Genomic DNA, 13,418 nt, shown 5'->3' on the forward strand with positions numbered 1-13,418 from the left:
TGACCCAGCAGCGCGTCCTCGACCCGGCCGGCGACCTCGGCGGAGACGTGCGCCAGCACGTCGGCCAGCGCGCACGCCCGCCGCTCGTCGATCTCCCCGGCGGCCAGCGCGGCGAAGGCGGCCGGCAGCTTGTCCCGCCAGGTCAACGCCCGCGCCACCTTGATCGCCGCGGTGCCGCGGCCCACGTTGAGCACCGTGGCCAGCTCCGCGGTGAAGAACTCACTCACATCGGCCGCGGGCTGGCTGGTCCAGCCCGGCCGGCGGGCACCCGGGGTGTCCGGCGGCGGGTCGGCGGTGGCCGGCCGATCGTCGGCCAGCGCGAGGATCAGCTCCGCCTCGTAGGCGCTGTCCATGGCGCGGCGCTGCTGCACCCGCTGCAGCTCGACGGCCTTCTCCTCGTCGGTCAGCCAGCCGACCGGTAGGCGCGGAGCAGCGACCTGGTGCTGCCACACCAGGTCGATCTCCAGCTCACCCGCGCTCTCGTGCCCGGATCGAACATGCGATCGACCACTGACAGTTCTCGCCGTGCGCCGGAACCGCCTCGGCCAAGGCATCCGGCGGATGGCTGCGGTCATCGAGTCGCCTCCGCGGCTGGCCAGGGAGCCAGCGAGGCGTCCTTTGAGGAGCTCGCGAGGTCCGGCGGGCGGCGGAACTGCACCTCTCTGTCGGTTGTCGCCGCTACGTTGCCCGCCATGTTGGACCACATCGGACTGCAGGTTGCCGACGTCGAGGCGTCCCTGGCCTTCTACCTCCGTGCCTTCGAGCCCGTCGGGATGCGGGAGGTCATGCGGTACCCGTCCGGCGAGTCGTTCGTCATCGGCCTGGCCGGTCCCGACGGCATGCCGGACTTCTGGCTCAGCCCGGCCGAGGGCGGCGAGACCCGGGAGATCCACCTGGCGTTCCGGGCGCCGGACCGCGCTGTCGTGGACGCCGTCCACGAGGCCGCTCGGGCCGCGGGAGCGGAGGTGCTGCACGCGCCGCGGGAGTGGCCCGAGTACCACCCCGGCTACTACGGCGTCTTCCTCCGCGACCTCGACGGGCACAACGTCGAGGCCGTCCACCACGGTGAGGGCGGCTGAGGGGTCAGGACGGCGGGCGGGGGCGCCAGCGCTTCCAGTGCGCGACCGCGCCCGCCCGTGGCTTGCCGTCCCAGCGCAGCTCGACCTCGACGGTCATCGCCGACTCGTCGGCCGACGTGACCACCGCGACCAGGGACAGCGGCTCGCCCAACGGCGCCGGCCGCAGGAAACGGACGTCGAGGCCCGCCGTCACGTAGGGCAGCGCGGCGCCGGTCAGCGGGCTCCATCCGCGGCGCTCTGCCTCGTCGAGCACGGCAGCCGCGGAATGGCAGTCCAGCACCGTGGAGATGATCCCGCCGTTGAGGTAGCCCAGCCCGTTGTCGTGCTCGGGCCACGGCGTGAACACCGCGGTCGTCCCCTCCTCGCCGGAGAAGCTGCGCAGCTGCAGCCCGCGCGGGTTGGCCGGGCCGCAGCCGAAGCAGGTAAGAGCAGGGACCAGGCGCTCCTGGATGCTGGGCCCGGCCGTGGCGGAGGTCATGCCGGGCAGCATGCCGGTCACGTCCAGTCGGTGCGCCGCAGCGGCGGCTGCTCGCCGCCGGTGCGCTGGAGCAGCACCTGGGCGACGCCCATGTGCCCGGCCTCGAAGGCCAGCGCGCAGGCCGCCATGTACAGCCGCCACACCCGGGCCCGCCCCTCGCCGGCCACCGCGACGGCGCCCTCCCAGTTCTCCTCGAGCCGCTGGACCCACGCCCGCAGGGTGAGTGCGTAGTGCCGGCGCAGCGACTCCACGTCGAGCACCTCGAGGTCGGGGGACTCCAGGACACCGACCATCTCGCCGAGGCCGACCAGCTCGCCGTCCGGGAAGACGTAGCGGGCGATGAACGTGTCGGGGTCCCACGTCTTCGTCCCGGCGTTCCACGCGATCGCGTGGTTCAGCAGCCGGCCGCCCGGACGCAGCAGGTCACGGAGCCGGGCGGCGTACTCGGGCAGGTGGGCCCGGCCGACGTGCTCGGCCATGCCGATGGAGCTGATCGCGTCGAACGGACCGTCGTCGACGGTGCGGTAGTCCTGGACGCGGATGTCCACGCGGTCGGTCAGCCCGGCCTCCGCGACCCGCTTCGCGGCCCGCCGGGCCTGCTCCCCGGACAGCGTGATGCCGACGACGGTGGCGCCGTACCGCTGCGCCGCGTGGATCGCCAGGCTGCCCCACCCGCAGCCCACGTCCAGCAGGCTCGAGTCCTCGGTCAGGCCGAGCTTGCGGCAGACCAGGTCGAGCTTGGCCTCCTGGGCGGCGTCCAGGCCGGTCTCCGGGGAGGCCCACACCGCGCAGGAGTAGACCATCGACGGGCCCAGGACGAGCTCGTAGAAGTCGTTGCCGACGTCGTAGTGGTGCGCGATCGCCGCCGCGTCCCGCCGCCGCGAGTGACGCAGCCCGCGGCCGAGGTCGGCCTCCTCGGCCGGCGGGGCCGGTTCCGGGCCGACGGCCCCCAGCCGCAGCGCGAGGCCCAGCAGGCGCAGCCGCTCACGCGGCGTGGGCGCGGCCATCGGGCCGGTGCCGGCCAGCCGGCCGGCCGAGCTGAGCGCCGCGAAGGTCGCGAAGACGTCGCCCTCCACGTCGATCTCGCCGGCGACGTACGCGCGGCCGAGCCCCAGCTGGCCGGGTGACCACAGCAGCCGGCGCAGCGCCTGCGGGGAGCGGACGTCGAGCACCGGGGCCCCCACGGGTCCGGCCTGCGAGCCGTCCCACCCGCGCAGCCGCAGCGGGACGTCCGGCGTCCCGAGCACGACCCCCAGGGTCGCGGTCAACTGGTCGGCGACCGTCCGCTGCGGACTCATCCCACGCTCCTCGTCTCGGGCGCAGCCCTCCGCCCGGGTGCCGGGAACAGGTCAGCACCGCCGGGCGAGCAGATGATCATCCCGCGGCGGGAGGGAGTTGGGGAGGGGGCGCGGTACGGCGTCAGGAGGACGCCGCGGCGTCCTCGTCGTCCTCGGCCAGCGCGACGGAGGTGATCCGGTGGACGGCGAAGGTGCGGTTCTCCCCGCGCCCCTCGTCGTAGCCCTGCAGGAACCCGCCCACCAGCGACACCGGCTGCACGATCCGCTGGCTGCCCGAGCCCTGGGCGTCCACGTAGCCCAGCCAGACCGACAGCCCCTCGCGGACCGCCCTGGACAGCAGCTCCAGCGTGCCGGCGGTGGTCACGCCCGGCACCTGGCGCACCGGCTCGGTCCGGCGGGCGGCCAGCGCGGCGTCCCCGGCCCGGATCTCCCGCACCGTGGCCGCGACGTCGTCCGGGCCGAGCGGGCGCGGCCCGGACGCGGAACCCCCGACCCGGAGTGCCCGGCCGGCCGCGCGGGGCGGCGCCGCCGGCCGGGTGAGCACCGCGCCGCCGGCGTTCTCGCCGGCCGGTGCGTACCCGGCCGCGCGCAGCACGGTGAGCACCTCCTCCGGCGGCAGGCCGCTGACCAGCACCCCGGGAGCCAGCCGGCGCAGCTCGGCGTTGGCGGTGCGCCGGTCGCTGAGGACCTGGGACACGAGGCCGTGGTCGTCGGAGCGCACGTAGCACTCGATCGCGCCGACCCGCAGCCGGCCGTGCTGGCGGGCCACGTCGTCGACCAGGTAGTCCAGGGCCTGCGGCACCGGGGTGCGGGAGGCCCGGGTGAAGAAGTCGTGCAGGTCGGTGGCCGACCACCCGGCGTCCAGGGCGCGGCGGATGCTGCCGTCGGACACCCGGTACACCGTCGCCCCACCGGAGGACTCGACGTCCGCGACCAGGGCGAGGGTGCCGGCCAGGTCGGCGACCAGCGGGCCCGGCGCGATCAGCGAGAGGTCCGGCTGGGCCAGCACGTGGTCCAGCGGCTCCGGCAGCAGTCCGCGCATCCCGTCGGCGGCGGCGTCCTCCCCGCCGGTGAGCAGTCCGCGCCCGCCGGTGCTGAGCACGCCGCGGACGGCGATCCCCAGCCGCTCGGCCTCGGCCATCAAGGCGGGCACCGGCGACAGCCGGTCCGCCCGCCGCGGGGTGCGCCAGCGCAGCAGCGCCACCAGCTCGTCGGCGGGCAGCCCCTGCCCGGGCGGGTACTCGGCCAGCACCATCAGCGCCGAGCGGCGCAGCGCCGGGGCGGTCTGCCGGACGACGTCGGGGGACAGGACGTTCACCGCCTTGCCCGCCACGTCCCGCTGGCCGACCAGCGAGAGGAGCCGGGTGCTGGTCAGCCAGCCGTCGGCGAGCACCGCCCAGCGGTCGGGGAGGTCCTGCTCCCGCCACGCGTCGTAGGCGCGGGTGGGCAGCCACTCGTCGCGCTGCGCGCCGCCCACGTCGAGCAGGCCGGCGACGTGCGCCACCTCGATGAGGAACGCGACGTCGGCCTCGCCGACCCGCAGCTCCTTGGCCAGTCGCTTCTGGTCGCGCACCCCCAGGCCGCCGCTGCGCAGCAGTCCGGCCGGCTCCTCCTCCAGCGCGGTGAGCAGGTCGGCGACCCGGCCGAGCACCTCCAGAGCGGCACCGGCGGCCTGCTGGTCGACGACGGCGGGCTCGCGTTCGGTGACCGGGGGCTCGGGCCGCACCCGGGGTGGGCCGAGCGGCTGGTCCCCGCGCAGCGCCAGGCCGATCTCGCGGGGCAGCTCGACGTTCACCGCGTCGACGCGGGCGAGCATGCCCCGCTGCAGCAGCCGGCGCGCGGGACCGGCCGGACCCGCCGCGGTGGTGTCCGGGAGGTGGCCGACCGGCCGGTCGCCGGACAGCCGCTCCAGCACCGCGCGCTCGTCGGCCGCCAGCTCACCGAGCGCCTCCGGCAGGTCGGCGGGCAACGGGACGCGCAGGTCGGCGGCCCGCCGGCCCAGCCCCGCCGGGTAGCGGACGGCGCGGCGCACCGGCTCGGGGGCGTGCAGGACGTCGTCGCCCCACAGCAGCGCGCGGGTGGTGAGCGTGTCCAGGCCCGCCTCGAGCACGTCGCGCGGCACCTGGGGCAGCAGCTCGGGCAGCTCACCCCGGGCCACGCCGTCGGTGGGGGAGAGCAGGACGGCGTCGAGCACCTGGAGGGTCGCGGCGTCGAGCTCGTCCAGGGCGCGGTCGACCGAGACCGGGACCGCCAGCCGGGTGGCCAGCCCGACGACGTCGGAGGGGGCAGGGCGCGCGACGTCCGGCCGCGCCGCGAGCAGCGCACCCAGCTCCTCGTCGGAGCGGGTCCGCAGCCAGGCGGCGAGCGTGGCGGGCTGGTCCGGAGGCATCCGGTCCACGTTACGTCGGCGCGGCACGGTGGCGTCCCCCCGGCCGGGGAGGACCGCCCGACCGGACGACGGGCTCTGCCACGATCGGGAGGTGTCCGCCCTCGACGACCCGCAGACCCGCACGGCCCTGGCCGCCCACCGGGTCGGCGCGCTGCGCTGGCTGGGCGGCGGGGTGTCGGCGATCGTCCTCGGGTTCCTCCTCGCGGCCGCGGTCGTGCGGATAGTCCGCGACACCGGGGTCCGGCCGCCGTTCGGAGGCCTGCTCGTCGTCGTCCTCGTCGTCGTCGGGCTGTGCGCGGTGCTCGTCGGCGCGGGCGCACTGGTCCGCACCCAGCGGTGGGCCCGGGCGCTGGCCGGCACGTCCTGGCGGCGCGGCGTGCTGCGCGTCGCCAGCCCGGCGGACCTGCACGTGGAACCGGCGGGCTACGACGAGCTGACCGACGAGCCGCTGCGGCTGCGCCTGCTCTCGACGGCCGTGTGGCGCACCCGGGCCGTCGAGCAGCTGGCCGACGCCGAGGTGTCCTACGCGCCGGCCGGCGGCCGGGAGTGGCTGCTCACCGCGGACGGCGCCGGCACCGTCTACGGCGCGCGTGAGGTGCGCCGCCGCTGACGGCCGGGCCGCTGCGTGCGACACCACTGGTGTGCGATGCGTGTCACTGCCAGGGTGCACGGGAAGATGACCGGTGAACGCCCCGGCGGACCGAGCCGGGCGCACCGCACACGGAGGCGACAGTGGCCAAGCGCAACGAGAAGCACGCCCACCTGGTGGAGCCGACCTGGGGCCGGATGACCGATGGCGCCCCGCCGGTCACCGAGTTCGCCAGCGACGTCGCCGGCGGGCTGTCGCCGTTCGGCGAGGACCACGACTTCCCGATCCCGGCGGACCGGCTGCGCTACGCCCACCCGACCGACAAGCCGAACCGCGCCGGCCTGATGGCGGGCGAGGGGCGGTGACACACCCCGCGCTGCCGTCGTACAGCAGCGGCACCTCCACGGTGCCCCTGCTCGGCGACACGATCGGGGCCGACCTCGACCGGACGGCAGCGCGGGTCGGCGACCACGAGGCGCTCGTCGAGTGCGCCACGGGCCGCCGCTGGACCTATCCGGAGCTCGTCGCCGACGTCGACGCCTGCGCGCTGGGCCTCGACGCGCTCGGCGTGGAGAAGGGCGACCGGGTCGGCATCTGGGCGCCGAACTGCGCCGAGTGGGTCTTCGTGCAGTACGGCACGGCGAAGCTCGGCGCCGTCCTGGTGAACATCAACCCCGCCTACCGCACGCACGAGCTGTCCTACGTGCTGCGCCAGGCGGGCATCTCCGTGCTGGTCGCCGCACCGCAGTTCAAGACCAGCGACTACCGCGCGATGGTCGAGGAGGTCCGGCCGGAGGCCCCGGCGCTGCGCGAGGTGGTCTTCCTCGGCGACCCGGAGTGGGAGCAGCTGATGGCCACCGGCCGCGCCGCGGACCGCGGGCGGCTGGTCGAGCGGGCGGCCCTGCTCTCGCCGGACGACCCGATCAACATCCAGTACACGTCGGGGACGACGGGCTTCCCGAAGGGCGCCACCCTCACCCACCACAACCTGCTCAACAACGGGTTCTTCGTCGGGGAGGGCTGCGGTTACACCGAGGCCGACCGGGTGTGCATCCCGGTGCCCTACTACCACTGCTTCGGCATGGGGATGGGCAACCTCGGCTGCACCTCGCACGGGGCCACCATGGTCATCCCGGCCCCGGCGTTCGACCCGGCGGCGACGCTGCGCGCGGTCCAGGAGGAGCGCTGCACGTCGCTCTACGGCGTCCCCACCATGTTCATCGCCGAGCTCGCCCTGCCCGGCTTCGCCGACTACGACCTCTCCAGCCTGCGCACCGGGATCATGGCCGGCTCGCCGTGCCCGGTCGAGGTGATGAAGCGGGTGGTCGGCGAGATGGGCATGACCGAGGTGACCATCTGCTACGGCATGACCGAGACCTCCCCGGTCTCCACCCAGACCGGCGCGGACGACGACCTGGACCGGCGCACCTCCACCGTCGGCCGGGTGCACCCGCACCTGGAGGTCAAGGTCGTCGACCCGAACACCGGGCTGACCGTTCCGCGCGGCACGCCGGGGGAGTTCTGCACCCGCGGCTACTCGGTGATGCTGGGCTACTGGGACGAGCCGGAGAAGACCGCCGAGGTGCTCGACGCGGCCCGCTGGATGCACACCGGCGACCTCGCGGTGATGGACGACGAGGGCTACCTGAACATCGTCGGCCGGATCAAGGACATGGTCATCCGCGGCGGGGAGAACGTGTACCCGCGGGAGGTCGAGGAGTTCCTCTTCACCCACCCGGACGTCGTCGAGGCGCAGGTGATCGGCGTGCCCGACGAGCGCTTCGGTGAGGAGCTGGTCGCCTGGGTGCGGCTGCGGGAGGGCGCCGATCCGCTGACCGCCGAGGCGCTGCGGGCGTTCTGCACGGGCAAGCTCGCCCACTTCAAGATCCCGCGGTACGTCAGGATCGTCGACTCCTTCCCGATGACGGTCACGGGCAAGGTGCGCAAGGTGGAGATGCGCGAGGTGTCGATCGACGAGCTGGGGCTGCAGGCCGTTGCCGCGGTGCGCAACGCCTGACCTCAGCGCAGCCGCGTCAGCAGGTCGGCGGCCAGCCCGCAGACGGCGACGAGGACGACGAGCGCGGTGGCCAGCGCGGCCGAGCGGTGGGCGCGGGCGTCGCCGGCCGCCGCCGCGGCAGCTCGGCCGGCCCGGTGACGGCGGGGCACCAGCACGCCCAGGACGAGGAGTCCGGCGAGCGCGGCCACCGCGGTCGGCACGACCAGCAGCAGGTCCTCCGCGAGCACGGTGCTGCGCGCCAGCAGCCCGGCGACCAGGAGCATGCCCAGCCCGGTCCGCTGCCAGGCCAGCGCGGTGCGGGCCGGCTGGGTCTCGACCGGCGGCGTCACCCCCGGACGACCTCGGCGACCACCAGCACCAGCAGCGCCACGACCAGGACGGCGACCAGGCCGGTCACCCACCGGGCGGCCACGCTGGGCGGCAGCGGCTGGTCCGCGGCGATCGCCCGCTCGTTGCGGACGTAGCGGCGGTACCCGGCCAGCGCCGTCCCCAGGCCGGCCAGCAGCAGGCCGACCGACACCACCGACCCGCCGGCGGGGAAGCCGAGCTCCGGCACGAACTGCGTCATCGCCACCCCGCCGGCGACGAGCGCCAGCCCGGTGCGCAGCCAGGCGAGCAGGGTGCGCTCGTTGGCCAGGCTGAAGCGGTAGTCGGGGTGCGTCGGGGGGCCCGCGGGGGACGGCACGGCGGTCAGCGTAGGGCGAAGATCAAATGGGCGGCGGACGGCGCCGGGCGGCTACTAGCCTGGGGGTGAGGCGGCCGGCGACCGGCCGCCGGGACCGTGACGAGTGACTGAGGGATCGACGTGCCCAGCGGCAAGGTGAAGTGGTTCAACGCGGAGAAGGGCTTCGGCTTCCTGGCCCGCGAGGGCGGTCCGGACGTGTTCGTGCACAAGGACGCGCTGCCGGCCGGCACCGCCGAGCTCAGGCCCGGTCAGCGCGTCGAGTTCGGCATCGTCCAGGGCCGCCGCGGTGACCAGGCGCTGCAGGTGCAGGTGCTCGACCCGCTGCCCTCCGCCGTCGCCGCCAGCCGGAAGGAGCCGGACGTGATGGTCCCGATCATCGAGGACCTCATCAAGCTGCTCGACTCCACCTCGGCGAGCCTGCGCCGGGGCAGGTACCCGGACCGGCAGGTGGCGGGCAAGGTCGCCGCGGTCCTCCGCGCGGTCGCCGACGACCTGGACGCCTGAGAGGACCCCGCTGCCGCCCCACCGCTCGCAGGCTCGCGGCGGGGCCCTGCAGCAGGGCCGTCAGGGCGTGGTCGGGGCGCCCGTGGGGGCGCGGATGAAGCCGACCGGCCAGGCGCCGGCCAGGCCGCTGCACTCCTCGGTGTCGGCGTCCTCGACGACCACCAGGTAGAAGGTCGGCGGGACGACGTCGGAGCTGGTGATCCCGTCGAACTCCGCCGCGCCCCGGTCGACGTCGACGTCGCCGATCTTCTCCTGCAGCTGCTCGTCGAACACCTGGACGCCCCAGCCGGCCTCGGCGACCGACTCCGGCACCCGCAGCTCGATGGGGGTGTCCGGGGCGACCTCGATGATCGGCGGCGTGACCTGGTAGCGCTGCCCCTCCCCGGACAGGCAGTACTGGGTCGGGTCGACCTCGGTCTCGTCGCCGCCGGCGCGCACGGTGACCGGCGGCGCCGTCGACTCCGCCGAGCCGGCGCCCCCGCACCCGGTGAGCACCGCCAGCCCGCCGAGCAGCGCGAGCGCGGTCGCCGTCCTCACGTCCGGTCCTCCCGGTCGTTCGTGGTCCGCGACCGGTGGCTGCGCAGGCTCACCAGGACCAGGCCGACGACGAGCGCGAGCAGCGCCGCGGCGACGGTGAAACCGAGCCAGCCGGTGGGGGGCAGGGCCACCCCGAGCGCCCCGCCGGCGACCCAGGCCAGCTGCAGCCAGGTCTCCGAGCGGGCGAACGCCGACGCGCGCTGGGCGTCGGGCACCTCCCGCTGGACGATCGCGTCGAGTGCCGCCTTGCCCAGCGCGTTGGCGACCGCTGCCACCCCGGCCACGAGCGCGGCCATCGGCAGGCTGAAGAAGAAGGCCGCGACGACGGTGACCACCGCGGCGGCCCCCGCCGCCATGAGGACCACGGCGTCGGGGCCGGCGGTGTGCAGCCGGGAGCCGATCGCGGTGCCCAGCAGGCTCCCCGCGCCCGCGGCGGCTGCGATCGAGCCCAGCGCGAGCGTCGCCGGCCAGCCGCCGGACACCGTCGCCTGGACCAGGAACGCCGAGAAGATGGTCAAGAACCCGCCGAGGCCGCGCAGCGCCGCGGTGGCGCGCAGCGCCGTGACGACGTGCCGCGTGGTGGAGCGGCGTCGTCCGGGCGTGCCGATCGGCGCCGTGCGCAGCACGTCGACCGGCTCCTCGCCGACGGCGACGTCCACGTGCGCGGGCAGCCGGACGGCGAGGACGGCGGCCGCGGTGAACAGCGCGGCGGTGGCCCCCAGCTCCCAGCCGAAGCCGAGCAGCGCGGCGACCCCCGCCGCGAGACCGCCGCACACCCCGCCCGCGGCCAGGCCGAACACCGAGAGCCGGGCGTTGGCGGAGGTCAGCGACATGGCGGAGGGCAGGACACGGGGCACCACCGAGCCCCGCAGCACGTTGAAACCCTTGCTGAGCACCAGCACGCCGAGCGCGGCCGGGTACAGCGCGAGGCCGTCGTGGTGGACCGCCATCACCACCGCCAGCGCGGCACGCCCGGCGAGGCTCCCGGCCAGTGCCCAGCGCCGGCCGCGCTGCAGCCGGTCCAGCGCCGGGCCGATCACCGGGGCCACCACGGCGAACGGCACCATCGTCACCAGCAGGTAGAGGCTGACGTTCCACCGCTGCGCGTCCGCGGCCGCGGCGAAGAAGAGGGTGCCGACCAGGGACACGGCGATCATCGCGTCGCCGGCCATGTGCAGCGCGTTGACCCACAGCAGCCCGGACAGGCCGCTGTCCCCGGCGCCGTCGGCCCGGCCCGCCGCGCGGACCCGGCGCACCGCCGCCCCGGTGAGCTCGCGGCTGCGGGCGGCGGCGACCCGGGTGACGGTCACCTTCGGCGGGCGCGCACCCAGACCAGGGGCCCCCTGGTCAGCGGGCCCGGCCGCGGCGGTCCCGGGCACGGGCAGCGGCCGGGTCTGCGTGCGCCGGATGCCCATCGGGGAGGTCTCCACCCCGGGGTCGGCCGCGCCCCGCGCGGGCCGCCGGCGCAGGAACACGCGGGGACCGGGGGAGGCGGGCACGGCGACCATGGTGCCGCAGCAGGCTGTGCGACCGGGCCGGCGCGGTGTCCCGGACGGTCGCCGGTGCGCGGGCGAGGGCATCGAGGATGATGGGTGCCGTGTCCGACTCCGCCTTCGCCGCTGCCCCTGGCTCCACCCCGGACGACGTGCTGGCCGCGGCGGTCGAGCAGGCCCGGGCCGCCGCCGTGGACGTGGCCGCGGACCCCGCCGCCGTCGGCCCGCACCTCGGGGTGACCGCGGAGCCGCTCACCGATGAGGGCCCGGCCGGCCCGGAGCTCGGCCTCGTCGCCACCCACTCCTTCGCCGCCGCGCTGCCCGGCTACGACGGCTGGCACTGGGCGGTCACGCTGGCCCGCGCGCCGGACGCGGACGACGTCACCGTCGACGAGGTCGTGCTGCTGCCCGGCGACTCGGCGCTGCTGGCGCCGGCATGGGTGCCGTGGCACGAGCGGCTGCGCCCGGGTGACCTGTCGGTCGGCGACGTGCTGCCCTCCACCGAGGACGACCCCCGCCTGGTGCCCGCCTACCTGGCCGACGACGACTCCGCCGACGACCCGGCCGGCCGGGTCGTCGCCGAGGAGCTCGGCGTCGGGCGCGAGCGGGTGCTCTCCCCGGAGGGCCGGGCCGCGGCGACCGAGCGCTGGCGGGACGGCGACTTCGGTCCCCGCTCGGCGATGGCGCGGAACGCCCCCGGCCCGTGCGCCAGCTGCGGTTTCTGGGTCCCGCTCGCCGGGTCGCTGCGGCTGTCCTTCGGCGTGTGCAGCAACGCCTACACCCCGGCCGACGGGCACGTCGTCACCGCGGACTTCGGCTGCGGCGCCCACAGCGAGGCGACGCTGGAGCGCAGCACCGGCGGGCCCGCCGAGGTCGTCACGTCCGCCCGCTACGACACCGCCGACTTCGACGTGCTCTGAGCGGGTGCCCCGCCGCCCGGCCCGGGGTCAGCGGGGTCGCCACCGCCGGCGGACGGTCCACACGAGCGGGCCCGCGGCCAGCACCGCGCACCCGCCCACGGTGGAGGCCGGCGGGAGGCTGACGGCGACGACGAGGCAGCCGATCAGGCCGAGCACGGGAACGAGCCTGGTGCCGCGGTCCCGGCCGAGGGTCAGCGCCGAGGCGTTCGCGATGGCGTAGTACGCCAGGACGGCGACCGAGGAGAAGCCGATCGCGCCGCGCACGTCGGCGACCAGGACGACGGCGGTGACCACGACCCCGACGGCCAGCGTCGCGCGGTGCGGAACGCCGTGGCGGGGGTGGACGGCGTCGAGCAGACCGGGCAGGTGCCGGTCCCGGGCCATCGCGAACGCCGTGCGGGACACCCCGAGGACCAGGGCGAGCAGGGAGCCGAGCGCGGCGACCGCAGCCCCGGCGCGGACCACCGGAGCCAGCCAGTCCCACGGTGTGGCCTGCACGACGGCGACCAGGGGAGCGCTGGTCCCGGCAGTGCCGTCCGGGCCCAGGACGGCGAGCACGACGACCGCGAGGGCGGCGTAGACGACGAGCGTGATGCCCAGCGCCAGCGGGATGGCGCGGCGGATGGTGCGCGCCGGGTCGCGGACCTCCTCCCCGAGGGTGGCGATCCGGGCGTAGCCGGCGAACGCGAAGAACAGGAAGCCGGCTGCCTGCAGCACCCCGGTGATCCCGTGCCCGGTCGACGGGGACAGCTGCGCGGCCCGCGGGTGCCCTCCCGCCCATCCGGCGACCACGACCGTCGCCAGGACGGCGAGCACCACACCGACGACGAGCCGGGTGGCCCGGGCGCTCCGGTGCACCCCGCAGTGGTCCAGCGCGGTCACCCCGGCCACGGCGGCGACCGCGATCGGCCGGGCCAGGCCGGGAGCGGTGTGGTACCCGACGGTCAGGGCCACCGCCGCGCAGCTGGCGGTCTTGCCCACGACGAAGCTCCACCCGGCCAGATGGCCCCAGAACTCGCCGAGCCGCTCACGGCCGTACACGTAGGTGCCGCCGGACCGCGGGTAGAGGGCGGCCAGGCGCGCCGATGAGGTCGCGTTGCAGTAGGCGGCGGCGACGGCCAGCCCGAGCAGCAGCCCGGCACCGGCGACCTCCGCGGCCGGCGCGAAGGCGGCGAAGACGCCGGCGCCGAGCATCGACCCGAGGCCGATGACCACGGCGTCGCCGACCCCGAGCCGGCGGGCCAGCGGAGCCGGTCCCGCAGCGGCGGGCGGTGACGGGCGTGGAGCGGGCCCGGCGCCGTCCGGGCGGGGGCTCGGTTCGTCCATCGGATGGTCCTCGCGCTCTCGGTCCCGGCTCTCAGCGGCCCGCGGGCCGGGTGTCCAGCCGTGGGCCGTGATGCATCAATCCATCTTGATGCACTGGGTCCGG

The 13,418-nt window shown here is 76.1% G+C and carries 13 protein-coding genes and 2 pseudogenes; 6 read left to right on the forward strand and 9 right to left on the reverse strand.

The window, feature by feature from the left end; translation table 11 throughout:
• Positions 1–452 (reverse strand): annotated as a pseudogene (locus tag HL189_RS00005) (HNH endonuclease); the annotation flags it as partial.
• Positions 453–692: 240 nt separating this feature from the next.
• Here HL189_RS00005 and HL189_RS00010 point away from each other — a divergent pair.
• Complete coding sequence (locus HL189_RS00010; RefSeq protein ID WP_369131639.1) at positions 693–1,079, forward strand: VOC family protein; 387 nt, start codon at positions 693–695, stop codon at positions 1,077–1,079.
• 4 nt (positions 1,080–1,083) lie between these two features.
• Here HL189_RS00010 and HL189_RS00015 read toward each other — a convergent pair whose 3' ends face one another.
• The 3 genes from HL189_RS00015 to HL189_RS00025 all read right to left on the reverse strand — a co-directional run bounded on the left by HL189_RS00015 (position 1,084) and on the right by HL189_RS00025 (position 5,244).
• Complete coding sequence (locus HL189_RS00015; RefSeq protein WP_369131640.1) at positions 1,084–1,557, reverse strand: PaaI family thioesterase; 474 nt, start codon at positions 1,555–1,557, stop codon at positions 1,084–1,086.
• 17 nt (positions 1,558–1,574) lie between these two features.
• Complete coding sequence (locus tag HL189_RS00020) at positions 1,575–2,855, reverse strand: class I SAM-dependent methyltransferase (protein ID WP_369131641.1); 1,281 nt, start codon at positions 2,853–2,855, stop codon at positions 1,575–1,577.
• Between the two features lie 121 nt (positions 2,856–2,976).
• Positions 2,977–5,244, reverse strand: coding sequence for a helicase C-terminal domain-containing protein (locus HL189_RS00025; protein ID WP_369131642.1), 2,268 nt, complete (start codon positions 5,242–5,244; stop codon positions 2,977–2,979).
• 91 nt (positions 5,245–5,335) lie between these two features.
• On the opposite strand from HL189_RS00025, the gene HL189_RS00030 reads away from it, so the two are divergent.
• The 3 genes from HL189_RS00030 to HL189_RS00040 all read left to right on the forward strand — a co-directional run bounded on the left by HL189_RS00030 (position 5,336) and on the right by HL189_RS00040 (position 7,850).
• On the forward strand, positions 5,336–5,854 hold the full coding sequence (locus tag HL189_RS00030) for a hypothetical protein (RefSeq protein WP_369131643.1): 519 nt from the start codon (positions 5,336–5,338) through the stop codon (positions 5,852–5,854).
• Between the two features lie 122 nt (positions 5,855–5,976).
• Entirely contained in the window at positions 5,977–6,198 is a 222-nt protein-coding gene (locus tag HL189_RS00035) for a hypothetical protein (RefSeq protein ID WP_369131644.1), read from the forward strand.
• Positions 6,195–7,850, forward strand: a complete 1,656-nt coding sequence (locus tag HL189_RS00040; protein WP_369131645.1) for an AMP-binding protein — start codon at positions 6,195–6,197, stop codon at positions 7,848–7,850. Before HL189_RS00035 ends, HL189_RS00040 begins: the two co-directional genes overlap by 4 nt.
• A 2-nt stretch (positions 7,851–7,852) precedes the next feature.
• Here the strand turns inward: HL189_RS00040 and HL189_RS00045 are convergent, their stop codons facing one another.
• Positions 7,853–8,179: a hypothetical protein gene (locus HL189_RS00045; protein WP_369131646.1), complete on the reverse strand. Its 327-nt coding sequence runs from the start codon at positions 8,177–8,179 to the stop codon at positions 7,853–7,855.
• Positions 8,176–8,535 carry a YidH family protein gene (locus tag HL189_RS00050; protein ID WP_369131647.1) on the reverse strand — a complete coding sequence of 120 codons (360 nt, stop codon included), beginning with the start codon at positions 8,533–8,535 and terminating at the stop codon, positions 8,176–8,178. Before HL189_RS00050 ends, HL189_RS00045 begins: the two co-directional genes overlap by 4 nt.
• Positions 8,536–8,655: 120 nt before the next feature.
• Here HL189_RS00050 and HL189_RS00055 point away from each other — a divergent pair.
• A pseudogene (locus HL189_RS00055) lies at positions 8,656–8,847 on the forward strand (cold-shock protein); the annotation flags it as partial.
• Between the two features lie 252 nt (positions 8,848–9,099).
• On the opposite strand, the gene HL189_RS00060 reads toward HL189_RS00055, so the two are convergent.
• On the reverse strand, positions 9,100–9,576 hold the full coding sequence (locus tag HL189_RS00060; RefSeq protein WP_369131648.1) for a DUF2771 family protein: 477 nt from the start codon (positions 9,574–9,576) through the stop codon (positions 9,100–9,102).
• Positions 9,573–11,075, reverse strand: coding sequence for an MFS transporter (locus tag HL189_RS00065; RefSeq protein WP_369131649.1), 1,503 nt, complete (start codon positions 11,073–11,075; stop codon positions 9,573–9,575). The genes HL189_RS00060 and HL189_RS00065 overlap by 4 nt, the downstream gene beginning before the upstream one ends.
• An 89-nt stretch (positions 11,076–11,164) precedes the next feature.
• On the opposite strand from HL189_RS00065, the gene HL189_RS00070 reads away from it, so the two are divergent.
• Complete coding sequence (locus HL189_RS00070; protein WP_369131650.1) at positions 11,165–11,989, forward strand: DUF3027 domain-containing protein; 825 nt, start codon at positions 11,165–11,167, stop codon at positions 11,987–11,989.
• A gap of 27 nt (positions 11,990–12,016) precedes the next feature.
• On the opposite strand, the gene HL189_RS00075 is transcribed toward HL189_RS00070, so the two are convergent.
• Positions 12,017–13,315, reverse strand: coding sequence for an APC family permease (locus tag HL189_RS00075; RefSeq protein ID WP_369131651.1), 1,299 nt, complete (start codon positions 13,313–13,315; stop codon positions 12,017–12,019).
• Positions 13,316–13,418: the final 103 nt, after the last annotated feature.

Source organism: Modestobacter sp. I12A-02662, from assembly GCF_041028325.1.
GTDB lineage: Bacteria > Actinomycetota > Actinomycetes > Mycobacteriales > Geodermatophilaceae > Modestobacter.